The 21667-nt window shown below is 71.3% G+C and carries 20 protein-coding genes; 6 read left to right on the top strand and 14 right to left on the bottom strand.

Annotated elements, in window-relative coordinates:
* The first annotated feature begins 5 nt into the window (after positions 1–5).
* From ABD385_RS07085 to ABD385_RS07075, 3 genes are all read left to right on the top strand, one after another.
* Entirely contained in the window at positions 6–419 is a 414-nt protein-coding gene (locus tag ABD385_RS07085) for a roadblock/LC7 domain-containing protein (RefSeq protein WP_020963651.1), read from the top strand.
* Positions 420–503: 84 nt separating this feature from the next.
* Entirely contained in the window at positions 504–1127 is a 624-nt protein-coding gene (locus tag ABD385_RS07080) for a DUF742 domain-containing protein (RefSeq protein ID WP_344574144.1), read from the top strand.
* On the top strand, positions 1108–1686 hold the full coding sequence (locus ABD385_RS07075) for a GTP-binding protein (RefSeq protein ID WP_073447656.1): 579 nt from the start codon (positions 1108–1110) through the stop codon (positions 1684–1686). Before ABD385_RS07080 ends, ABD385_RS07075 begins: the two co-directional genes overlap by 20 nt.
* 78 nt (positions 1687–1764) lie before the next feature.
* Here the strand turns inward: ABD385_RS07075 and ABD385_RS07070 are convergent, their stop codons facing one another.
* The 4 genes from ABD385_RS07070 to ABD385_RS07055 form a co-directional block, all read right to left on the bottom strand.
* Positions 1765–2871, bottom strand: a complete 1107-nt coding sequence (locus ABD385_RS07070; RefSeq protein ID WP_344574143.1) for a methyltransferase domain-containing protein — start codon at positions 2869–2871, stop codon at positions 1765–1767.
* A gap of 191 nt (positions 2872–3062) precedes the next feature.
* Entirely contained in the window at positions 3063–3311 is a 249-nt protein-coding gene (locus ABD385_RS07065; RefSeq protein WP_344574142.1) for a DUF397 domain-containing protein, read from the bottom strand.
* A gap of 15 nt (positions 3312–3326) precedes the next feature.
* The gene (locus ABD385_RS07060) at positions 3327–3527 is read right to left on the bottom strand and encodes a DUF397 domain-containing protein (RefSeq protein WP_344574141.1); all 201 of its coding nucleotides are present in this window, start codon (positions 3525–3527) and stop codon (positions 3327–3329) included.
* A gap of 12 nt (positions 3528–3539) precedes the next feature.
* A complete protein-coding gene (locus ABD385_RS07055; RefSeq protein ID WP_344574297.1) occupies positions 3540–4394 on the bottom strand; it encodes a helix-turn-helix domain-containing protein in 855 nt (284 codons plus the stop codon).
* A gap of 157 nt (positions 4395–4551) precedes the next feature.
* Between ABD385_RS07055 and ABD385_RS07050 the strand changes: the two genes are divergently transcribed.
* On the top strand, positions 4552–4899 hold the full coding sequence (locus ABD385_RS07050) for a hypothetical protein (RefSeq protein ID WP_344574140.1): 348 nt from the start codon (positions 4552–4554) through the stop codon (positions 4897–4899).
* Between the two features lie 35 nt (positions 4900–4934).
* Here ABD385_RS07050 and ABD385_RS07045 read toward each other — a convergent pair whose 3' ends face one another.
* Positions 4935–6725, bottom strand: a complete 1791-nt coding sequence (locus tag ABD385_RS07045; RefSeq protein ID WP_344574139.1) for a dihydroxyacetone kinase family protein — start codon at positions 6723–6725, stop codon at positions 4935–4937.
* A gap of 199 nt (positions 6726–6924) precedes the next feature.
* Here ABD385_RS07045 and ABD385_RS07040 point away from each other — a divergent pair, with 199 nt between their 5' ends.
* Positions 6925–8208, top strand: a complete 1284-nt coding sequence (locus ABD385_RS07040) for an MFS transporter (protein WP_344574138.1) — start codon at positions 6925–6927, stop codon at positions 8206–8208.
* 135 nt (positions 8209–8343) lie between these two features.
* On the opposite strand, the gene ABD385_RS07035 is transcribed toward ABD385_RS07040, so the two are convergent.
* The 3 genes from ABD385_RS07035 to ABD385_RS07025 form a co-directional block, all read right to left on the bottom strand.
* Positions 8344–8562: an acyl-CoA carboxylase epsilon subunit gene (locus ABD385_RS07035; protein WP_344574137.1), complete on the bottom strand. Its 219-nt coding sequence runs from the start codon at positions 8560–8562 to the stop codon at positions 8344–8346.
* Positions 8563–8616: 54 nt separating this feature from the next.
* Positions 8617–10200, bottom strand: a complete 1584-nt coding sequence (locus tag ABD385_RS07030; protein ID WP_344574136.1) for an acyl-CoA carboxylase subunit beta — start codon at positions 10198–10200, stop codon at positions 8617–8619.
* A 215-nt stretch (positions 10201–10415) separates the two neighbouring features.
* Complete coding sequence (locus tag ABD385_RS07025) at positions 10416–12869, bottom strand: polysaccharide lyase 8 family protein (protein WP_344574135.1); 2454 nt, start codon at positions 12867–12869, stop codon at positions 10416–10418.
* Positions 12870–13157: 288 nt separating this feature from the next.
* On the opposite strand from ABD385_RS07025, the gene ABD385_RS07020 reads away from it, so the two are divergent.
* A complete protein-coding gene (locus tag ABD385_RS07020) occupies positions 13158–13775 on the top strand; it encodes a YceI family protein (protein WP_344574134.1) in 618 nt (205 codons plus the stop codon).
* 199 nt (positions 13776–13974) lie between these two features.
* Here the strand turns inward: ABD385_RS07020 and cimA are convergent, their stop codons facing one another.
* The 6 genes from cimA to ureA form a co-directional block, all read right to left on the bottom strand.
* Entirely contained in the window at positions 13975–15585 is a 1611-nt protein-coding gene (cimA, locus tag ABD385_RS07015) for a citramalate synthase (RefSeq protein ID WP_344574133.1), read from the bottom strand.
* A 282-nt stretch (positions 15586–15867) separates the two neighbouring features.
* Positions 15868–17184, bottom strand: coding sequence for an MFS transporter (locus tag ABD385_RS07010; protein WP_344574132.1), 1317 nt, complete (start codon positions 17182–17184; stop codon positions 15868–15870).
* Positions 17185–17304: 120 nt separating this feature from the next.
* Positions 17305–17922, bottom strand: coding sequence for a TetR/AcrR family transcriptional regulator (locus ABD385_RS07005; protein ID WP_344574131.1), 618 nt, complete (start codon positions 17920–17922; stop codon positions 17305–17307).
* Positions 17923–17963: 41 nt separating this feature from the next.
* Positions 17964–19004 (bottom strand): agmatine deiminase family protein, encoded by a 1041-nt coding sequence (locus ABD385_RS07000; protein ID WP_344574130.1) that lies wholly within the window; start codon positions 19002–19004, stop codon positions 17964–17966.
* A gap of 168 nt (positions 19005–19172) precedes the next feature.
* The gene (locus ABD385_RS06995; protein WP_344574129.1) at positions 19173–20867 is read right to left on the bottom strand and encodes an urease subunit alpha; all 1695 of its coding nucleotides are present in this window, start codon (positions 20865–20867) and stop codon (positions 19173–19175) included.
* Positions 20864–21574 (bottom strand): urease subunit gamma, encoded by a 711-nt coding sequence (ureA, locus tag ABD385_RS06990; RefSeq protein ID WP_344574127.1) that lies wholly within the window; start codon positions 21572–21574, stop codon positions 20864–20866. Before ureA ends, ABD385_RS06995 begins: the two co-directional genes overlap by 4 nt.
* Positions 21575–21667 lie beyond the last annotated feature (93 nt).

Below are 21667 nucleotides of genomic sequence, written 5' to 3'. Positions count from 1 at the left end.
GCCCGATGAGCCAGGCGGCGCAGAATCTGAACTGGTTGATCACCAACTTCGTGGAGAACACCCCCGGGGTGTCCCACACGGTCGTGGTCTCCGCGGACGGTCTCCTCCTCGCGATGTCCGAAGGCTTCCCCCGTGACAGAGCGGATCAGCTGGCGGCGGTGGCCTCCGGCCTGACGTCGCTGACCTCCGGCGCGTCCCGCATCTTCGAGGGCGGGACGGTCAACCAGACCGTGGTGGAGATGGAGCGCGGCTTCCTCTTCATCATGTCCGTCTCCGACGGATCCTCGCTGGCCGTACTGGCGCACCCCGAGTGCGACATCGGCCTCGTCGGCTACGAGATGGCCCTCCTGGTCGACCGCGCGGGCAGCGTCCTGACGCCCGACCTGCGCGCAGAACTGCAGGGGAGCCTTCTCAACTAGCAGACAGGCAGTGCGTTTCCCGCCACCGCACCATAGGGTTCGGTGGCGCGACCGGCGTCAGACAGGCAAGTTGGAGGAGGAGACGTGGCAACGCCCCCGAGCGGCTACCCGTATGGATCCGGACAGCAGTCCGGCCCCCAGGGCGAGACCCATCACAACCGCTTCAACTTCCCGTCGGCGCCCAGCCGCAGGCCGCAGCGGCCCCAGCCGCCGCAGCACCCCGCTCAGCAGCAGGGCCCGTACCGCTCCCAGCCTTACGGGCCCCGGCCGACCCAGCCCTCGCCGTACGACCAGCCGCAGCCGCCGCGCATCCAGCCGGTGCAGCCGCCGCGGCCGGCGCCCGAGCCCGCCCCCATGGGCGGGATGAACAACCCCCTCGTGCGGCCGTACGCGATGACCGGAGGCCGGACCCGGCCGCGCTACCAGCTCGCCATCGAGGCGCTGGTCAGCACGACCGCCGATCCCGCGAAGCTGCAGGGCCAGCTGCCGGAGCACCAGCGCATCTGCCACCTCTGCCGCGAGATCAAATCAGTGGCCGAGATCTCGGCCCTCCTCTCCATCCCCCTCGGCGTCGCCCGGATCCTCGTCGCCGACCTGGCGGAGGCCGGACTCGTCGCCATCCATCAGCCCGGCGGGGACGAGACCGCCGGCGGACAGCCAGATGTGACACTGCTCGAAAGGGTGCTCAGTGGACTTCGCAAGCTCTAGCGGTGCAGCCCGCTCCACCACCTCGGCGAAGATCGTGGTGGCGGGCGGCTTCGGCGTGGGCAAGACCACGTTCGTCGGGGCCGTCTCAGAGATCAACCCGCTGCGCACCGAAGCCGTGATGACCTCCGCGTCGGCGGGCATCGACGACCTCACGCACGCACCGGACAAGACGACCACGACCGTGGCGATGGACTTCGGCCGGATCACCCTGGACCAGGACCTGATCCTGTACCTGTTCGGTACGCCGGGCCAGGACCGCTTCTGGTTCATGTGGGACGACCTGGTCCGCGGCGCCATCGGCGCCGTCGTCCTGGTCGACACCCGCCGCCTCGCCGACTGCTTCCCCGCCGTCGACTACTTCGAGAACAGCGGCCTGCCGTTCGTCATCGCCCTCAACGGCTTCGACGGCCACCAGCCCTACACCCCGGACGAGGTCCGCGAGGCGCTGCAGATCGGCCCGGACGCGCCGATCATCACCACCGACGCCCGCCACCGCAGCGAGGCGAAGAGCGCACTCATCACGCTCGTCGAGCACGCGCTGATGGCCCGGCTGCGGTAGCCAGCCCCACACGTCGAAAGGCCCCCGTATCCGGCGAACTGCCGGATACGGGGGCTTCTTTTCGTGCGGTGCGCCCGCCTACGGCCGTCCGACGATGTTGTCCGGGTCGTCCAGCCACACCCGCTGCCCCGTCCCGTCGACCGACAGGCCGAACCGCGACCGGTCCGGTTGCCCGAGCTCGTACCACTGGAGGAACGCCGCCCGCACCTCGTCCCAGAGGGCACGGGTGCCGAACTGCTCCACCTCGTACGTCTCCTGATCCGGTGCGTACTCCACCGCGGCCCAGGACTTCCTGTCGTCGGCGAAGAGCCACAGCGTCGCCTCCCCGCTGTCGTCGTCCGCCGCACACCACCGGTACCAGACGTCCGTGAGACGCAGACCGGTGAAGAACGCCGGCCCATCCTGGATGACGTGCTGGGGCGCGATGTCGGTGCTGCTCTTCGCCCCCTGCTCCTGGTGGTAGACGTCCCCCACCCGGCCGGCGCCCCCCGGGTGGGTGCGGTCCCACATGAAGCCCGGATAGCCGGAGAACGCCCCGCGGCCCACCCCGTCCACCACGTCCAACGTGGCGTACGAGCCGCTGAAGAAGCTGCTGCCCCACGGAGTGACGATCCGCCCGTCGGGGCACTGCTCCAACCACGCCGCCGGCACGTCGCGCATGGTGCAGGTGCAGATGACACGGTCGTACGGCGCGCCCCGGCGGTACCCGTCGCGGCCGTTCCCCAGCACGGTAGCCGGCTGGAAACCGGCCCGGCGCAGATTGTCCACAGCGCGGGACAGCACGGCCTCGTCCAGCTCGACGCTGGTCACGTTCCGCTCCCCCAACCGGTGGGAGAGCCAGGCGGCGTTGTACCCGGTGCCCGTCCCGATCTCCAGCACCCGGTGCCCCTCGTGCACATCGAGCAGCCCCAGCATCTCCAGCATGATCGAGGGCATCGAGGAGGACGACGTGAACAGGCGGAACGCCCCGTCCGGTGCGCTCTTCCCACCGTTGACCTGTGTCACGACCGGCGCGTCCGAGTAGACCGCCCGCAACCACCTCTCGGGGTCCCTGGTGACGTCGCCCTCTTCGATGACGTCGGGAATGAAGAGGGCACGATCCACCGAGGCCACGGCCTTCTGCCACTCCGGCGGCAACACCTTCTTGCCCCACAGCGTCCGGACCAGGTGCTCCTGAGTGGTCATCCCACCGTCACTTCTTCGGGGGCTCGTACGGTTTGGTCGGGCCCGGCGGCTTCTCGCGGTGCCCGTCGCTCCCTGAGGTGTCGGGCTTGCCCGAGTGGTCCCCGCCCCTTTTTCCCATGGTTCCCTCACTTCCGCCCGCACGGTGTGACCTGTCGCTCAACCCTCACCGTCGGCGAACGGCACGGACAAGGTCACAGGTGCGGCGCACGGGAGCACCCGGCGACCTCTCCTCCGCCACGCGCTCCCCCCTCCTCGACGAAGTGGTCGAACTCCCCCGCCTTGACGCCCAGGATGAACGCCTTCAGGTTGGCGGGGGTCGTGGTGAGGATGACGTCCGGGTCGTCACTCTCGCGCAGCTTGATCGTGTCGCGGTCGGGGGCGGCGACGTAGAGGCACTGGGCCGCGTTGTTGCTGAACGAAGACTTCTGCCACTCATACACGGGCACGCGTTCCTCTCAGTCGTCAACCAGGTGGTCGAACTCCCCCGCCTTGACGGCCAGGATGAACGCCTTCAGGTTGGCGGGGGTGGTCGTGAGGATGACGTCGGGGTCGTCGCTCTCGCGGAGCTTGATGGTGGAGTTGTCGGGGGCCGCGACGTAGAGGCAGTTGGCTGCCTGGCCGCTGAACGAAGACTTCTGCCAGTCGTACGTTGGCATGTGCCGTCCCTTTCAGAGTTCTCGGGCGATGCTATGGATCAGACTGCGGGACTCGTTCGGTTTCAGTGCACTCGATTCCATGCGATCCAAGATGATTCGATAGTTCGCCAATTTCGCTTCCGCGTCGACAAGTTCCTGCCCGTGATCAGTGTCGAGCTGCACGGTGTCCAGTTGTTGGAGAGCTCCGGCGATGTAGACGATGGACTGACCGGAGTTGGGCAACGCCCCTGCACCGAAGGGGATAACCAGGAGCGTGATGTCGTCGCGTTCACTCATATCCATCAGGTGCTCAAGTTGCGCACGCATGACCGCAGGGCCGCCGGCACCCAGTCTCAAGGCAGCCTCGTGGAGGATGACGGTCAACGGGTGAGGCCGTTCCCCATACAGAACCGCCTGCCGCTTGATCCGGTGCGAGACGCGGTGTTCCACCTCGGGCGGCGGGAAACGTGGCTCGCATGCGGCAAAGATCGCGCGGGCGTATTCCGTGGTTTGCAGCAATCCAGGTACCACAAGCATCGAAGCAATCCGGAACGCGATGGCATGGTGTTCGAGTTCAGCGAGATCCAACATGTGAAGCGGAAGAATCTCCCGATACTCCTCCCACCATCCGCGCGTCCTGCCGCCGGTCATTGCAGCCAGGGCCTCGATCAACTCCTGGTCCGTGCAGCTGTAGTGGTGGGCGAGCGCACGGACCCGGTCAGCGCTCACCGCATAGCGTCCGGCCTCGATGCTGCTCATCCGCGCTTGAGAGGCACCAAGGAATACCCCTGCCTCCGTGGCAGTCATGTCCGTTTGCTCACGCAGCCTGCGCAGCTCTCGACCGAGCCGCCGCTGTCGTGCCGTTGGCGGGACACCGCTTGGGGGCATGGCCTTCCCTCTCTTCTCTCGCACCACGTTGAATCATCCCCCACACGAGGGTCGTTGACCTCTATTCCACAGAATCAATGGACTACATCCCACTGGATCGCTACCTTGTGACCAAGGCCACTCTCCATCAGGGCTTCGACCCCTCACAGGAGGACTCATGGAAACCGTAGCGTCACAGGCCAACAGCCCCGAGCGCACCAGCAACCCGCACCCGGTCGGCAGCCTGCACCCCGAACTTGTCACCATGGCCGATGAGTTGGCGCCGAGGCTGTTCGCCGTCGCGCAGCAGTACCCCGTCGGGGGCGGGGAGATGGACGGGCACATCGCCGCCTGGGGGCTGGCGTACGAGGACGGGCGGGCGCAGGTGATCAGCGTCAGCGGCCGGGCGCACCTCAGCCTCAGGTCGCCGCAGAGTGCGGTGCGGTGGTTCAGGGGGCCGGCGGGAACGCAGTCCTGGCTGATCTGGCCGAAGGCGTGGCAGGGCCCCCGGGAGCGCTCCGCCTGACGCTCGGCGGGCATCGAGCGTCAGGCGGTCAGCGGTCAGCGCAGCGTGGTGCCGACGGCCGTGAGGAGCAGGGCGAGCGAGACCGCGCCGGCGTCCGGGTGGCCGTGGCCGAGGGTCCCCATGCGGGCCGCGCGACCGCGGGCGGGGGTGAGGTGGGCGGAGTCCGCGGCGCCCCGGGTGGCGGCCTCCGCGGCGGCCTGCCACGCCTTGGCCAGGCCCTCGGCGGCGCGGGCGCGCAGCTCGCGCCGGAACGGGTCGAGGGCGTCCAGCATGGTCTTCTCCCCCACCTGGGCTCCGCCGAGTTCGCCGACGGCCCGTTGGGCGGCGTCCACCGCGTCCGCGAGCAGCAGCGCGCCGGCGGCGTCCCCGGAGGCCCGGGTGAGGGCCGCGCCGGTCTCGGCGAGGAGCACGCCGTACAGCGCCCCGGAGGCGCCGCCGGAGGCGTCGGCCAGCGCCAGTCCCGCGGCGAGCAGGGCGGCGCCGGCCGACCGCGGGTCACCGGCCGGTCCCGGTTCGGCGTTGCGGGCCGCCGCGGCGGCCGCGCGCAGCCCCCGCACGATGCCGATGCCGTGGTCCCCGTCCCCGGCGACCGCGTCCAGCCGCCCCAACTCGTCCTCGTTGGCGGCGACCAGCTCCAGCGCGGCGTGCAGCGCCGTGGTCACGGGCAGCCCCCCGCCGGGGGCCACGCCGTCCCGTAGGGAGCCGGGGTGTCCGGTCGTCGCGGCGGCCGGCCGCGGCTCGCCCGCTCCCGCCGTCCGCTCGTCGTCGCCCTCCCCGGGCGTCCGCGGCAGGCGGCGGAACGCCGGGGTGTCGCACGGGGCGTCGTAGAGCGCGGCGAGTTCGTCGTCGAGGAGCATCAGCGACAGCGAGACGCCCGCCATGTCGAAGGAGGTGACGAACTCGCCGACCTCGGGCCGGAAGGGGTGCAGTCCGGCCGCCCGCAGCCGGCGGTTGACCTGCCGGTAGACCACGAACAGTTCCTCGTACTTGGTGCGGCCGAGGCCGTTGAGGAGGACCGCGACCCGGCCGCGGCCGCCGGCCGGGGGTTCGGGCAGGTCCGGGAGCAGGTTGCCGACGAGTTCGTCGGCGAGTTCGGCGGCGGTCAGGTGGCGGGTGCTGCGCAGGCCCGGTTCGCCGTGGATGCCCATGCCGAGTTCGGTGGTGCCGGCGTTGACGGTGAACAGCGGCTCGGTCGCGCCCGGGAGCGTGCAGCCGGCGAAGGCGGCGCCGAAGGTGCGGGTCAGGGCGTTGGCGCGGGAGGCGATGCGGGTGACCGCGTCCAGGTCGTCGCCGCGTTCGGCGGCCGCGCCGGCGACCTTGAAGACGAAGAAGTCGCCGGCCACGCCGCGTCGGTCGCGGGACGGGTCGATCGGTTGGCCCTCGACGGGCGGCGGCCCGCTGGCCACGTCGTCGGTGACCAGCACGGTGCGGGTCGCGGTGCCCTCGGCGGCGAGCCGGCGGGCGGCCAGGCCGAAGTGCATGACGTCGCCGGCGTAGTTGCCGCAGCTGAGCAGGACGCCGGCGCCGCCGTCCGCGGCCCGGGCGGTGCGGTAGATCTGCTCGGCGCTGGGGCTGGCGAAGACGTCGCCGATCGCGGCGGCGTCGGCCAGGCCGGGGCCGACGAGGCCGGCGAAGGCGGGGTAGTGGCCGGAGCCGCCGCCGATGACGAGTGCGACCTTGCCGGGGCGGGGCGCGTGCCGGCCGACCACTCCGTAGGCGCCCGGGACCCGGCGCACCGTGCGTGCGTAGGCGTCGGCGAGTCCTTCCAGCCAGTCCTCGCGGAAGGTCTCGGGGTGGTGTCCGAGGCCGGCGTGTTCGGTGGTCATCAGGCACACTCCTTTGTTTCTGTCCCTGTTGGATTTAACACCCAGATCACAGATACGTCACCCCTGGCGGGCGCATAAGCCCGTAACTATGTGAGAAGTGCCGCCAAGAAACCCATGCATCACACCTTGCATGTGAAGTTCACAGGATTCATGCTGCTCCCATCACACCCGCCCCACCCGCAACCGCCGGAGGCGCGCCATGGCACCACCCACTCTCCTCGACCGGATCGGCATCCCCAAGGCACTGGTCTTCGGCTATCTCGGCGTGTTGCTGTTCATGGTCGGCGACGGGGTGGAGGCCGGCTTCATCGCCCCGTTCATGGCCGACCACGGCGCCGGCACCGAGGTCCGCGCCTCGTACGTGATCACCGCCTACGGCGTCACGGTGATGCTGGCCTCCTGGCTCTCCGGCGCCCTCTCCGACCTGTGGGGCCCGCGCCGGGTGATGCAACTGGGCCTGGTCGTCTGGATCGTCTTCGACGTCCTCTACCTCACCCTCGCGCTCGGCCCCCAGAACTACCCGCTGATGCTGGTCTTCTACGGCCTGCGCGGCTTCGGCTACCCGCTCTTCGCGTTCGGCTTCCTGGTCTGGATCACCGCCACCGCGCCCGCGGCCCGGATGGGCACCGCGGTGGGCTGGTTCTACGTCGCCTTCACCGGCGGGCTGCCGACGCTCGGTTCGCTCGTCGCCGGCGTCACCAACCCCTGGTTCGGCCCCATGGGCACCCTCTGGGTCGCGCTCGGCATCATCGCCCTGGGCGGCGTCTGCTGCCTGCTCGGCCTCCGCGAGCGCACCGGCTTCGCGCGGCTCGCCCCGCCCGGCGTCAACCCCGTCCAATCGCTGCTCTCCAGCCTCTCCATCGCCTGGACGCATCCCAAGGTCGCCGTCGGCTGCGTCGTCCGCATCATCAACACCGCACCGGAGTTCGGCTTCCTGGTGTTCCTGCCCACGTTCTTCGGCAAGGAACTGGGCTTCGGGGAGGGCCGCTGGCTGACCCTGCTCGCCGTCATCTACGGCACCAACGTCTTCTGCAACCTGCTCTTCGGCGCCATCGGCGACAAAATCGGCTGGCGGCGCACGATCGCCACCTTCGGCGGCCTGGGCTGCGCCGTGACCACCCTCGCCCTGTACTTCGTCCCGCTGGCGGTCGGCCCGCACTACTGGGTCGCCCTGGGCGTCGGCATGCTCTACGGGGTCACCCTCGCCGGCTTCGTGCCCATCTCCGCCCTGGTGCCGGCGCTCGCACCCGAGAACAAGGGCGGCGCGATGGCCCTGCTCAACCTCGGTGCCGGCGGGGCGGCGTTCGTCGGGCCCGCCATCGTCAGCGTGTTCCTCGACCCGCTGGGCCCCGCCGGCGTGGTCCTCATCTTCGCCGGGCTGTACGTCGTGGCGGCGGTGCTGACGCTGTACCTCAAGCCGGCGGAGGTGCGGGTGCCGGAGTCGCCCGAGGGGGCCTCCCCCGTTGCGGTGGCGCGGAGTTGAGGGTTTCGCCGGTCCGGCGGGCCGAGGGCGGCCCGCGGCGGAACGGCACACGCCCCGGCGCGGCCCCCCACGCGCGACGGCCCCCACACCGAACGTGTGGGGGCCGTCGCGTGGTGCGCTAGCGCGGGCGCTGCGTCACCGCTGCCAGCTGGTGGCGCCGTGGAAGCCCAGCTGCCGCTCCAGGCGGCGCCAGCGGGCGGCCGTGGGACGCGGGCCGGTCGAGCCGGTCGTCGGCCGGTGCGCGGCGCGGGCCAGCAGGACGGCGGTCAGCGCGGCCAGCTCCTCCTCGCTGGCCTGGCCCTTCTCGACGCGGATGGGAGCGGCGGTGACGGCACTGGCATGGGCAGGGTTCACTGCGGTCTCGATTCTCCGTGGAGGTGAGAGGGGGAAGGACGGTCGTGGCGGGGACTACTGCGGCGGGTTGCCGTGCTTGCGGGCCGGCAGGTCCGCGTGCTTGGTGCGCAGCATCTCCAGGGCGCGGACGAGCGTGTGGCGGGTGTCCGACGGGTCGATGACGTCGTCGACCAGGCCGCGCTCGGCCGCGTAGTAGGGGTGCATCAGCTCGGACTTGTACTCCTTGACCATGCGGGTGCGCATGGCTTCGGAGTCGTCCGCCTCAGCGATCTGCTTGCGGAAGATGACGTTGGCCGCGCCCTCGGCGCCCATCACCGCGATCTCGTTGGTGGGCCAGGCGTAGGTCAGGTCCGCGCCGATGGACTGGGAGTCCATGACGATGTACGCGCCGCCGTACGCCTTGCGCAGGACGATGGAGATCCGCGGGACGGTGGCGTTGCAGTACGCGTAGAGCAGCTTCGCGCCGTGGCGGATGATGCCGCCGTGCTCCTGGTCGACGCCGGGCAGGAAGCCGGGGACGTCCAGCAGCGTGACGATCGGGATGTTGAACGCGTCGCACATCTGGACGAAGCGGGCGGCCTTCTCGGACGCCTCGATGTCCAGGACGCCGGCCAGCGACTGCGGCTGGTTGGCGATGATGCCGACCACCCGGCCGTCGAAGCGGGTCAGCGCACAGATGATGTTGGTGGCCCAGCGCTCGTGGACCTCCAGGTACTCGCCGTCGTCGACGATCTCCTCGATGACCTTGCGCATGTCGTACGGCCGGTTGCCGTCCGCCGGGACGAGGTCGAGCAGGGTCTCGCAGCTGCGGTCGGCGGGGTCCTCGCAGGCCACCGCCGGCGGGTTCTCCCGGTTGTTGGCCGGCAGCAGCGACAGCAGGTAGCGGACCTCTTCGAGGCAGGTGACCTCGTCGTCGTAGGCGAAGTGCGCGACGCCGGAGGTCTCGGCGTGCACGTCCGCGCCGCCCAGCCCGTTCTGGGTGATCTCCTCACCGGTGACCGCGCGGACCACGTCCGGGCCGGTGATGAACATCTGCGAGGTTTCCCGGACCATGAACACGAAGTCCGTCAGCGCCGGCGAGTAGGCCGCGCCGCCGGCGCACGGGCCGAGCATGACGCTTATCTGCGGGATGACGCCCGACGCCTTGGTGTTGCGCTGGAAGATGCCGCCGTAACCGGCGAGCGCGGACACGCCCTCCTGGATGCGGGCCCCGGCGCCGTCGTTCAACGAGACCAACGGGGCACCGGCCTGGATGGCCATGTCCATGATCTTGTGGATCTTGGTGGCGTGCGCCTCGCCCAGCGCACCGCCGAAGATCCGGAAGTCGTGCGCGTAGACGAAGACGGTCCGGCCGTGGACCGTGCCCCAACCCGTGATCACACCGTCCGTGTACGGCTTCTTGGCCTCCAGGCCGAAACCGGTGGCACGGTGCCGGCGCAGCGGCTCGACCTCGTTGAAGGAACCCTCGTCCAGCAGCAGGTCGATCCGCTCGCGGGCGGTGAGCTTGCCCTTGGCACGCTGCGCTTCGGTGGCTCGCTCGCTGGGGCCTCGCCGCACCTGCTCACGGATCGCGTGCAGTTCGGCGACGCGCCCGCGGGCATCGTTGGCGCCGGCGGGCACATCTTCGACAGTGGTCATGTATCGACGGTACGTGGGCGAGGGCCCGCACACCGATGTCGGTTTCGTACAACGTCGAGCGCGATTTCGTGGGCAGGCGGTACAGAACCGCGCTGCACGCGGCCCGACTACTGGGCCGTGCCGGGGTGGACGCGGTGTCCAGCGTCTGTGCGGTGCCGACAAACGCCACCCGGGTGATGGTGTGTCGTCCGCGGGTTTGCGGCGGGCCGGGCCCCTCAGCGCAGCAGCACGGTGCAGGTCAGGGTGGCGCAGCCGGTGCCGGGGGCCAGCCGCAGGTGGAGGGCGTCCTCGGCGGCCAGGACGGTGACGTCCGGGTCGTGGTGCAGGACCGCGCGGACCGGCCGGGACCAGGTGAGTGCCAGGGGGTCGCCGGTGCGGGTGGGGGCGGCGACGCACACGGTTGCGGTCCGGTCGTGTCGGCCGGGGGTGCGCCGTTCGCGGATCAGCACGCTGGCCGGGCCGTCGGCGGTGAGCGGGCCCGCGGTGCCGGCCCGCCAGAAGTTGGCGGCGGTTACGCCGAGCGGGTCCACGGCGATCGCCTGGCGGTCGGCGTCGTTGGCGAGGACGCGCAACCAGTGCCGGTCGGCGGCGCGGGCGGCGAGGGCACGGCGGGTGGCGCCCGGCATCAGCAGGTAGGCGTAGCCGGCGTCGGTGGGGTCGGTGCCGTGGTCGTGCCAGAGGGTGACGTAGCGGCGGGTGTAGGGGGTGGTGGTGGAGGTGGTGTTGATGTCGGACCAGTGGCCGGTGCGGTCCTCGCGGAGCAGGTGAAGGGGGGCACCGCCGGGGAAGACGTAGCCGCCGTGGCCGGCGAGGTGGGCCCAGTGGGCGCGCCGGCGGACGGTGCTGCGGCCGGCGGCGGTGGGCTGGGGCGTCCCGTCGACGGTGAGGGTGGCGGTGCCGTGCTCCCCCAGGTTGCGGTTGTCGACGATCGTTTCGACGGGGACGCCGTCGCGGGCGGTGATGCCGGCGCCGAGGCAGACCACGCAGTCGGCGAGGGCGAACCAGGACTTGCGGGCGGTGAGGGTGGCGGCGAGGCCGCGCAGGTCCTGGCCGACGGCGGCGTAGGTGCCGTCGGTGGTGCCGCCGACCCAACGGGCGGCGGGTTTGGGTTCGCCCCAGCCGCCGCCCTCGTTGTCGGCCAGCCGTCGGGTGGAGACGGTGGTGCCCGGGAGGCGGTAGGGGTCGACGGTGGGCCAGAAGGCGTCGGTGTACTGGTCGCCGGCCCGGCCGGCGGGCCAGTAGTAGAGCATTCCGGCGCCGGTGTGCCAGCCGCGCCGGTTCTCGCCGTTGCCGTTCTCGTAGTACGTGATGCGGTCGGAGGCCATGGCCAGGGCCGCGGTGAAGCCGGGGCGGCGGTGGACGGCGCGGTCCATGGCGGGGAAGAGGCGGTGGCCGACGGGTTCGGGGGCGGCTGGCGCGGGGCCGGCGTCGACGGCGGCGAGGCGGGCGAGGTCGGCGACGGCGTACTGCCGGTCGGTGAGCACCGGCAGGGTGCGGTCGCGGACGATCCAGCCCTTGATCATGGCGTGCCAGCGGTTCCGTTCGGCGCTGCTGGCGCCTTCGGCGAGCAGCGCGACGGCGGCGATCAGGGCGTGGCCGTGGTAGTGGTCGCTGCGCAGCACGTGGCGTTCGTCGCCGCGGAGGTGGCCGCGGCTGATGGCGCGGCCGTTGACGCTGTCCATCATCAGGCCGTCGTGGAGCAGCGGGGCGTAGGCGTGCTCGACGCTGTCGAGGACGAGCTGCCGGTGGGGGTCGGTGACCTCCCAGGCGGAGCCGCGCAGCAGGGTGAAGAGGCGGCCGAGGCCGTCGAGCAGGACGGCGCCGTAGGTGCCGGAGTAGGCGACCCAGGTGTGCTGGACGAAGGAGCCGTCGGCGTAGAGGCCGTCGCCCCGGGTGACGTACGGGAAGACCGGGGAGAGGGCGTCGCGGGCCAGGGCGATCTTGGCGGGGGCGCGGCCGAGGACCCCGCGGAGGGCGACGACGCGGCAGAGGTCGACGCGGTTGGCGCCGGTGCTGGTGCCGGTGTACGGGCCGAGGGCGCCGTCGGGGACGAAGTGGTCGACGGCGGCGAGGCAGCGGGCGCGGAGGTCGTCGCCGCTGCCGCCGGGGAGGTGTTCGTCGAGGACGGCGAGGGTGTCAAGGAGGAGTTTGGGGCTGCCGATCTGCCATTCCCACCAGTTGCCGTAGGGGGTGGTGGCGGGGTGGTAGACGGTGCGGTCGAGGTGGTCGAGGCCGGTGCGGACGGCGGTGGCGAGGTCCGGGTCGCCGGTGCGGCCGGTACCGGGTTGGGCGTGTGCGCGGGCCATGGTGGCGAGCCGGTCGTAGCTGCGGGTGATGCCGGAGGGCGGGTCGTAGGGGCTGTCGGGCCACAGGGAGCCGGCGGCGGGGGCCAGGGTGCGCTGGTAGCGGGTGGCCAGGTCGCCGGTCTCCTGAAGGGCGGTGGCGTAGGGGGCGGCGCCCGGGTCGTAGCCGGTGCCGAGGGCGAGGTCGCACCAGCGGCGGCGGAGGGTGGCGAAGGGGTCGTCGGGGGCGGCGCCGGTGGTGCGGGCGGCGGCCGCGGCGGGGGTGCGGCCGGCCGGTGCGCCCAGGGCGAGTGCCGCGGCGCTCGCGCCGGAGGCGGTGAGGAAGCCCCGGCGCGACCAGGGGGGCGGGGCGGCTGCGGGCGACATGGTCGCTCCTCTCCGTGGCGTCAACTGGGCCGTGGCGCTGCGCACTTGGGAGTTCCCGATGGTCTAGCACGGGGGCGCGCGGGGCGGCAATGACCGCGCCGGGGTGCGACCGCGACACCCGTTCGGAGGAACCCCGGAAGGAAAGGTTGAAAATTGAACGAGATCCCGCTACCGTGAATCTCGTTGAACGTTAAACCAAGTCGGCGATGGGGTCGGCCACGGCACGTTCGACGACCGGCGGCACGCGCCGCCCGCTCCCTCCCCCGCTCCGTCCCCGAGGAGAACCCCATGTCGCTGTTCCGCAAGCGCCCTGCCGCCCCCGCCGCCGCCCCCGCGGCTGCCGCCGTCCTGGACGTGGACCCCGCACTGGCCGCCCTGACCGGCGACTACACCATCGACCCGGCCCACAGCAGCATCGGCTTCACCGTCCGGCACGCGATGGTCACCAACGTCCGCGGCTCCTTCGGCGAGCACGAGGGCGTACTGAAGCTGGACGGCGGCAACCCGGCCGCGTCCACCGCGCGCCTCGACGTCAAGATCGCCAGCATCGACACCGGCATCGGCGACCGCGACGGGCACCTCAAGAGCCCCGACTTCTTCGACGCCGAGCAGTTCCCGCTGATGTCCTTCCGCTCCAGCGCCGTCGAGCAGCTGGACGGCGAGACGTACCGCATCACCGGCGACCTGACGATCAAGGACGTCACCCGCCCGCTCGCCATCGACCTGGAATTCAACGGCGCGGCCACCGACGTCTACGGCGCCCAGCGCGTCGGCTTCGAGGGCAGCGCCGAGATCCTGCGCTCCGAGTGGGGCCTGACCTGGAACGCGGCACTGGAGACCGGCGGCGTGATGGTCAGCGACAAGGTCAAGCTGACGTTCGACATCTCGGCGGTGAAGGCGGGGTGAAGGGGGGGTGGGAGGGGTGGGCTCGGGCCGCTTTCCTGGCAGGGCCCCTCCCTCTCCCCAACCGGCGGAGCCCCCACGAGCCCCCACCCCCACGGCAAGGCCCCTCCCCCACCTCCACCGCGCATGCGGCGAACGTAGTCCTCCGTGACGTCCCTCGCCGGCGCCTGTGGACAACCGTGGCGCGCGGCGAGGGGTGCGGTCACGCCTGGGGCTCGACCCCGGCTCGCAGCAGCCCGTAGGCGTAGGCGTCGTCCAGTGCCTGCCAGGACGCCGCGATGACGTTCTCGGCGACGCCGACCGTGGACCATTCGCCGCGGCCGTCGCTGGTGGAGACCAGGACCCGGGTGATCGAGCCGGTGCCCAGGGCGCCCTCCAGGATGCGGACCTTGTAGTCCACCAGCTCCATGCTGGCCAGTTGCGGGTAGATCCGTTCCAGGGCCACCCGCAGCGCCCGGTCCAGCGCGTTGACCGGGCCGTTGCCCTCCGCGGTGGCCACGATCCGCTCGCCCTTGGCCCAGAGCTTCACGGTCGCCTCGTTGGCGTGGGTGCCGTCGGGGCGGTCCTCGACGATCGCGCGCCAGGACTCGACGGTGAAGTAGCGCAGCGACTTGCCGCTCACCTCCTCGCGGAGCAGCAGCTCGAACGAGGCGTCCGCGGCCTCGTAGGTGTAGCCCGCGAGTTCCCGTTCCTTGACGCGCGCGACGACCCGGCCGACCAGTTCCCGGTCGTCGCTCAGGTCGATCCCGAGTTCCTTGCCCTTGAGTTCGATGGAGGCGCGGCCGGCCATGTCGGAGACCAGCATCCGCATGGTGTTGCCGACCAGGGCGGGGTCGATGTGCTGGTAGAGGTCCGGGTCCACCTTGATCGCGGAGGCGTGCAGTCCGGCTTTGTGGGCGAACGCGGAGACCCCGACGTAGGGCTGGTGGGTGGACGGGGTGAGGTTGACGACCTCGGCGATGGCGTGCGAGATCCGGGTGGTCTCGGTGAGCTTGCCGGGCGGCAGCACCTGTCGGCCGTACTTCAGCTCCAGGGCGGCGACGACGGGGAAGAGGTTGGAGTTGCCGACCCGTTCGCCGTAGCCGTTGGCGGTGCACTGGACGTGGGTGGCGCCGGCGTCGACCGCGGCGAGGGTGTTGGCGACGGCGCAGCCGGTGTCGTCCTGGGCGTGGATGCCGAGTCGGGCGCCGGTGTCGGCGAGGACGGTGCGGACGACCGCGGTCACCTGTGCCGGGAGCATCCCGCCGTTGGTGTCGCAGAGGACCACGACGTCGGCGCCGGCGTCGCTGGCGGTGCGCACGACCTGCTTGGCGTAGGCCGGGTCCAGGGCGTAGCCGTCGAAGAAGTGCTCGCAGTCGAGGAAGACCCGGCGGCCGTGGGAGCGCAGGTGCGCGACGGTGTCGCGGACCATGGCGAGGTTCTCCTCGGGCGTGGTGCGCAGCGCCAGTTCGACGTGGCCGAGGTGGGACTTGGCGACGAGGGTGATGACCGGGGCCTGGGAGTCCAGCAGTGCGGCGACCTGGGGGTCGTCCTCGACCCGGGTGCCGGCTTTGCGGGTGGCGCCGAAGGCGACGAGTTGGGCGTGCTGGAGGTCGAGTTCGGCGCGGGCGCGCTGGAAGAACTCGGTGTCCCGCGGGTTGGCGCCCGGCCAGCCGCCCTCGATGAAGCCGACGCCGTAGTCGTCCAGGTGCCGGGCGAGGGTCAGCTTGTCGGCGACGGTCAGGTTGATGCCCTCGCGCTGTGCGCCGTCGCGCAGCGTGGTGTCGAAAACGTGGAAGTCGTCGGAGACGGCGGCTTCGGGTGCGTCCGTCATGCTGGTCTGGCTCCTGTCGGGTCTCGGTCTACCGGAATGCCCGGTTCCACCGTCCCTCCATGATCCCTCGCGCTGCGCTCCCGGCGTCGGGTGGGTCCGGGAAACGAAAAGACCCCTCGCGGGTGCGAGAGGTCTGCGCGCGGGTCTGGGACGACGATGGCCGCTGCGTACGGGGGTCGTACGGGCGGTCACTGCGGACCGGCGCGCCTGCTGCCAATAATCATGGCGAACGTGAGCACGGGGGCAGTCTGGCACACGACCGCCCCCGTCATCCGGTCCGTCTCAGGATGCGAGCACGCGGTCCGTGGTGCCGTCTGCGGTGCCCTTGCCGAGCCGTTGCAGGTCGATGGTGCGGGTCTCCCGCATGGTCAGGTAGACGATCAGGGAGACCGCCGCGCAGCCGGAGACGTACCAGTAGAAGCCGGATTCGATGCCGCCGTTCTTGAACCAGAGGGCGACGTACTCGGCGGTGCCGCCGAAGAGCGCGTTGGCGATGGCGTACGGGAGGGCGACGCCCAGGGCGCGGATGCCGGTGGGGAAGAGTTCGGCCTTCACGCAGGCGTTGATCGAGGTGTAGCCGGTGACCACGACCAGGGCCAGCATGGACAGGCCGAGCGCCGGCCAGAAGGAGCCGGCGTGCTTGAGCAGCGTCATGATCGGCACGGTGAGGAAGGTCGAGCCGATCGCGAAGGTGATGAGCAGCGGGCGGCGGCCGATCCGGTCCGAGAGCCGGCCGGCCAGCGGTTGGAGGCACATGAAGAGGAACAGTGCGCAGAAGCTGACCAGGGAGGCGGTCGGCTTGGACAGGCCGGCGGTGCCCGAGAGGTACTTGGTGAGGTAGGTGGTGTACGTGTAGTAGGCGACGGTGCCGCCCATGGTGAGGGCGATGACGAGGAACGCCTCGCGCTTGTGGGCCCACAGGGCCTTCATGGTGCCGCGGTCGGGGTCGGTCTGGGCGTGGTCGTCGTCGGCGTAGACGTCGGTCTCCAGCATGTTGCGGCGCAGGTAGAAGACGATGCCCGCGCCGAGTGCGCCGACGATGAAGGGGATGCGCCAGGCCCAGCTGTGCAGTGCCTCTTCGGACATGCTGCGTTGCAGGATGATCTGCAGGCCGAGGCCCACCAGTTGGCCGGCGGTCATCGAGACGTACTGGAAGCTGGAGGCGAAGCCGCGGCGGTCGGGGGCGGACGCCTCGGTGAGGTAGGTGGCGCTGGCGGCGTACTCGCCGCCGACGGAGAGGCCCTGGAGCATGCGGGCCACGAGGAGCACGGCGATGCCGCCGTAGCCGGCGACCGCGTAGGTCGGGGCGACGGCGATGAGGACGGCCGAGGCGGACATCAGGCTCACGGTCAGGGTGAGTGCGGCCTTGCGGCCCCGGCGGTCACCGATCCGGCCGAGCAGCCAGCCGCCGACCGGGCGCATGAAGAAGCCGACGGCGAAGATCCCCATGGTGTTCATGAGGTTGGCGGTGTCGTTCCCCTTGGGGAAGAACGCGTCGGCGAAGTACACCGCGAAGCTGGCGTAGACGAACCAGTCGAACCACTCGACCATGTTGCCGGCCGAGCCGACCCAGATCTTCTTCCATTGCTCTCGTCCCATAGCCGATCACGGTCGCGGAGAGCGGCCCGCTCGGCAAGGGTCGGGGCGGCAACGATCGCGCCTACTTGCGTGCGTTGTGGTCATAGGCGCGGGGCGTCGGCGGGGGGCCGGCCGGGGCGGTCAGTCCTTCGGCGGGGCGAGTCCTTCGTCGAGGAACTGGCGGACCTCGCGGCCCACCTGGGCGCGGTCGGTGCCGGGGAGGCCGACGACGAGGTGGGTGCCGAAGCCGTCGAGGAGGGCGCGGGTGCGGGTGGCGAAGCGTTCGGCGTCGACGGACCGGAACTCGCCCTTGGAGGCGCCCTCGACGAGGAGGGCGACCAGGTCGCGGTGCCAGGCGAGTTCCAGGTCGAGTTGGCGTTCGCGGGTCTCGTCGTCGGCGTTTTGGGAGCGGACCCAGACCTCCAGCCACAGCGTCCAGCGGGGGTCGCGGTGGCCTACGGGGAGGTAGAGGTCGACGAGGGTGTCCAGGCGCTCGCGGACGGGGCCGCGGCGGGCGAGGGCGGCCCGGCGTTCGGCGCCGAGCTGCTCCTCGCTCCATTGGAGGGTCTGGAGCAGTAGTTCGTCCTTGGTGCCGAAGTAGTAGAGGATGTGGCCGCTGCTCATGCCGACCTCGCGGCCCAGTCCCGCCATGGTGAGCCGGTCCAGTCCCTCGGCGGCGATGGTGGCCATCGCCGCGGCCAGCACCTGCTCGCGCGGCTGGCTGAGCCGCCGCCGGGGACGGCGTACGGGACCGGACACGGGGACCTCCTGGGTCGGGACGGGGTGGGTGCCGAGGCGCCTCAGACCTTCGGCTGCTGCTGGGTGATGCAGTGGATGCCGCCACCCGCTGCGAAGATCGTACGGGCGTCCACCAGGGTGACGGTGCGGCCGGGGAACAGCCGGCGGAAGAGGGCGGCTGCTTCCTCGTCGCGCGGGTCGTCGAAGGCGCACAGGACGATGCCGTCGTTGCACTGCAGGTGGTTGATGTAGGAGTAGTCGACGAGTTCGCCGTCCTCCTCGATGACGGTGGGGGCCGGGACCTCCACCACTTCGAGCTGGCGGCCCCGGGCGTCGGTGGCCGTGCGCAGTGTCTTGACGATCTCGTTGCAGATCGCGTGGTCGGGGTGGTCGGGGTTGGGCTGGGTGTGGACCATCACCACGCCGGGGCGGGCGAAGGCGGCGACGATGTCGACGTGGCCGCGGGTGCCGAACTGGCCGTAGTCGGCGTACAGGCCGCGGGGCAGCCAGATGGCCTTGGTGGTGCCGAGGTGGGCGTGGATCTCGGCCTCGACCTCTTCCTTGGTGCGGCCGGGGTTGCGGCCCGGGTCGAGCTGCACGGTGTCGGTGAGGAGCACGGTGCCCTCGCCGTCGACGTGGATGCCGCCGCCTTCGTTGACGAGCGAGGTGGCGTAGCGGCGGGCGCCGGCGAGGTCGGCGACCTGTTCGGCTATCTTCGCGTCGCGGTCCCAGGCGGCCCATTCCTGGGCGCCCCAGCCGTTGAACACCCAGTCGACGGCGGCCAGTTCGCCGTGGTCGTTGGTGAGGAAGGTGGGGCCGATGTCGCGCATCCAGGCGTCGTCGAGGGGGCGTTCGACCAGGTCGACGTCGTCGCCGAGGAGGGCGCGGGCGCCGTCCAGTTGGCCGGGGCCGGCGACCACGGTGACGGGTTCGTACTGCCCAACGGCGCGGGCGACGGCGGCCCAGGCGGTGCGGGCCTCGGCGAGGGTGTCGCCGCCTTCGGTGCCGAAGGTGAAGTTGGGGCCGGGCCAGGCCATCCAGGTGCGCTCGTGCGGGGCCCACTCGGGGGGCATGCGGAAGCCGTCGGCGGCGGGCGTGTTCATACGGGGTCCTCGGTCCTCGGGTGGTGCGCGCGGGGGTCGCGGAGCGGAAGGGGGTGGGTGGGGCCGCCTGCCGGTGCGCCTGTAACGGTGTTACGGGGCGGGTGGTCCGGCGGCTCCGGGCGTCGTCGGGGGTGTCTCGTCGGTGCCCGCCGGGCTGCGGCGGGCTCGTCAGAGGAAGTAGAGCCTGGACAGGGAGACGGTGTCGGCGGGTTCGGAGCGCATGGGGTCGCCGTCGAGGGTGACCAGTCCGCTGCGTTCGTCGACTTGGACGTCGCCGACCCGGGCGTTGTGGATGAGGTTGCGGGGGCCGATGCCGCGGGTGCCGCGGACCGCGACGCGGCGTCGGCGGGTGGGCATCGCATCGCCGCCCTGCTCGACGGCGGCGCCGGCGACGAAGGCCACCGAGATCTCCGCCGGCGTCGCCCCGTGCGCCCCGAACTGCGGCCCCAACACCAGCGGCTCGCACGTGTCGGTGGCGGCATTGGGGTCACCGGTCACGCCGTAGGCGGGGAACCCGGACTTCAACACCAACTGCGGCTTCGCGCCGAAGAACTGCGGCTTCCACAACACCACGTCCGCCATCTTGCCGACCTCGATCGACCCGATCTCGTGCGACAGGCCATGCGCGATGGCGGGGTTGATGGTCAGCTTGGCGATGTAGCGCAGGACGCGGGCGTTGTCGTCGTGCACGCCGTCGCCGTCCATCGGGCCCAACTCGGCCTTCATCTTCCCGGCCATCGCGAACGTCCGCCGCACCGTCTCACCGGCCCGACCCATCCCCTGCGCGTCGGAGGAGGTGATGCCGATCGCCCCGAGGTCGTGCAGCACGTCCTCCGCACCCATCGTGCCGGCCCTGATCCGGTCCCGGGCCATCGCCGCGTCACCGGGCAGATCCGTCTTCAGGTCGTGCACGGACACGATCATGCCGTAGTGCTCGGCGACCGCGTCCCGCCCGAACGGCAACGTGGGATTGGTCGAGGAGCCGATCACGTTCGCCACCCCGGCCATCTTCAACACGTTCGGCACGTGCCCACCGCCACACCCCTCGATGTGGAAGGCGTGAATGGTCCGCCCGTCCAACACCCGCAGGGTGTCCTCCACCGTCAGGCACTCGTTCAGACCGTCACTGTGCAGCGCGACCTGTACGTCGTACTCCTCGGCCACCCGCAGCGCCGTGTCCAGCGCCCGGGCGTGCGCACCCATGTCCTCGTGCACCTTGAACCCCAGCGCACCTCCCTCGGCCAACGCCTCCACCAACGGCGCCTCGCCCGAGGACGAACCACGCCCCAGGAAACCGATGTTGACCGGCCAGGCATCGAAGGCGTTGAACGCATGCCGCAACGCCCAAGGCGAGTTCACCCCCACCCCCCAGACCGGGCCGAACTCCTGACCGATGATCGTGGTCACCCCGGAGGCCAGCGAAGCCTCCATCACCCGCGGCGACAGCAGGTGCACGTGGGTGTCCACCGCACCGGCGGTGGCGATCATGCCCTCGCCGGAGACGATCGACGTCCCGGTGCCCACCACGACGTCGACCCCGTCCAGGGTGTCGGGATTCCCGGCCCGCCCGATCGCGTGAATACGACCCTCGCGGATGCCGATGGACGTCTTGCGGATGCCCTGGACCGCATCGATGACCAGGACGTTGCTGATCACCACGTCGCACGTCTCGCGCAGCGACGCGGCCTTCAGGTGCATCCCGTCGCGGGCGGTCTTGCCGAAACCCGCCAGGAACTCCTCACCCGGCTTCTGCGAGTCGGACTCGACGCGGACGACCAGCCCGGAATCGCCCAGGACCACGCGGTCACCGGCGCGCGGACCGTGCACCGACGCGTACTCGTGAGGATCGATGCCCGGGCTCATGCCTGCTCCTCCGCTCCCAGGTAGCCACACGCCGCGGCCCGCCGCAGCGCCTCGCTCTTCGCGCCCGGCGCATCGAGCGGCCCGTCGACCAGACCCGCGAACCCGATCGCGATCCGCTCCCCGCCGATCGGCACCAGCCCCACCTGCGCCGCACCACCGGGGTCGAACCGCACCGACGAACCCGCCGGCACGCACAACCGCATGCCGTAGGCGGCGGCCCGGTCGAACTCCAGCCGCGGGTTGGCCTCGAAGAAGTGGAAGTGCGAGGTCACGCTGATCGGCACGACCGCCGTGTTGCGGACGGTGAGCACCGCCGCGGGTTGGGCCTCCGGGTCGGCCGGGCCGGGCAGCACGGCGCCGGGCGCGAGCGTCGCCGCCGCACCGTCGGTCGGTGCGGCGGGTTCGGCGCCGATCGGGTCGGTGACCACCGCGAGCCGGGAGCCGTCGTCGAAGACCGCTTCCACGTGCACCTCGGTGACGATGTCGGCCACCCCGGGCAGGACGTCCTCGGGGCCCAGCGCGCTGCGGGCCGCCTCGATGGCCTGAGCGAGGCGGCGCCCGTCCCGCGCCGCCTCGCAGACTGTGTCCGCGATCAACGCGGTCGCCTCGGGGACGTTGAGTTTCAGGCCGCGGGCCCGGCGCGCCCGCGCCAGTTCGGCCGCACCGAACAGCAGCAGCCGGTCGCGTTCCGTGGGGGTGAGCCGCATCCTGTCCCTTCCTCCCGCTCGAATTGAGCATCACTCTAACTCGGAACCAGTCATTCCGAAAGCATTGACCCAGGCGCCATCTGTGCTTCATAT

Source organism: Streptomyces lunalinharesii, from assembly GCF_039532155.1.
GTDB lineage: Bacteria > Actinomycetota > Actinomycetes > Streptomycetales > Streptomycetaceae > Streptomyces > Streptomyces lunalinharesii.
The sequence above is the reverse complement of the archived record's forward strand: the minus strand, read 5'-3'. Positions and strand labels throughout refer to the sequence as shown.

Excerpts from the sequence above, each read along its gene's own strand:
- ABD385_RS07085 (WP_020963651.1), top strand. The coding sequence starts at position 6 with ATGAGCCAGGCGGCGCAGAATCTGAACTGGTTGATCACCAACTTCGTG.
- ABD385_RS07070 (WP_344574143.1), bottom strand. The coding sequence starts at position 2,871 with ATGACCACTCAGGAGCACCTGGTCCGGACGCTGTGGGGCAAGAAGGTG.
- ABD385_RS07060 (WP_344574141.1), bottom strand. The coding sequence starts at position 3,527 with ATGCCAACGTACGACTGGCAGAAGTCTTCGTTCAGCGGCCAGGCAGCC.
- ABD385_RS07055 (WP_344574297.1), bottom strand. The coding sequence starts at position 4,394 with ATGCCCCCAAGCGGTGTCCCGCCAACGGCACGACAGCGGCGGCTCGGT.
- ABD385_RS07050 (WP_344574140.1), top strand. The coding sequence starts at position 4,552 with ATGGAAACCGTAGCGTCACAGGCCAACAGCCCCGAGCGCACCAGCAAC.
- ABD385_RS07045 (WP_344574139.1), bottom strand. The coding sequence starts at position 6,725 with ATGACCACCGAACACGCCGGCCTCGGACACCACCCCGAGACCTTCCGC.
- ABD385_RS07040 (WP_344574138.1), top strand. The coding sequence starts at position 6,925 with ATGGCACCACCCACTCTCCTCGACCGGATCGGCATCCCCAAGGCACTG.
- ABD385_RS07030 (WP_344574136.1), bottom strand. The coding sequence starts at position 10,200 with ATGACCACTGTCGAAGATGTGCCCGCCGGCGCCAACGATGCCCGCGGG.
- ABD385_RS07025 (WP_344574135.1), bottom strand. The coding sequence starts at position 12,869 with ATGTCGCCCGCAGCCGCCCCGCCCCCCTGGTCGCGCCGGGGCTTCCTC.
- ABD385_RS07020 (WP_344574134.1), top strand. The coding sequence starts at position 13,158 with ATGTCGCTGTTCCGCAAGCGCCCTGCCGCCCCCGCCGCCGCCCCCGCG.
- cimA (WP_344574133.1), bottom strand. The coding sequence starts at position 15,585 with ATGACGGACGCACCCGAAGCCGCCGTCTCCGACGACTTCCACGTTTTC.
- ABD385_RS07010 (WP_344574132.1), bottom strand. The coding sequence starts at position 17,184 with ATGGGACGAGAGCAATGGAAGAAGATCTGGGTCGGCTCGGCCGGCAAC.
- ABD385_RS07000 (WP_344574130.1), bottom strand. The coding sequence starts at position 19,004 with ATGAACACGCCCGCCGCCGACGGCTTCCGCATGCCCCCCGAGTGGGCC.
- ABD385_RS06995 (WP_344574129.1), bottom strand. The coding sequence starts at position 20,867 with ATGAGCCCGGGCATCGATCCTCACGAGTACGCGTCGGTGCACGGTCCG.
- ureA (WP_344574127.1), bottom strand. The coding sequence starts at position 21,574 with ATGCGGCTCACCCCCACGGAACGCGACCGGCTGCTGCTGTTCGGTGCG.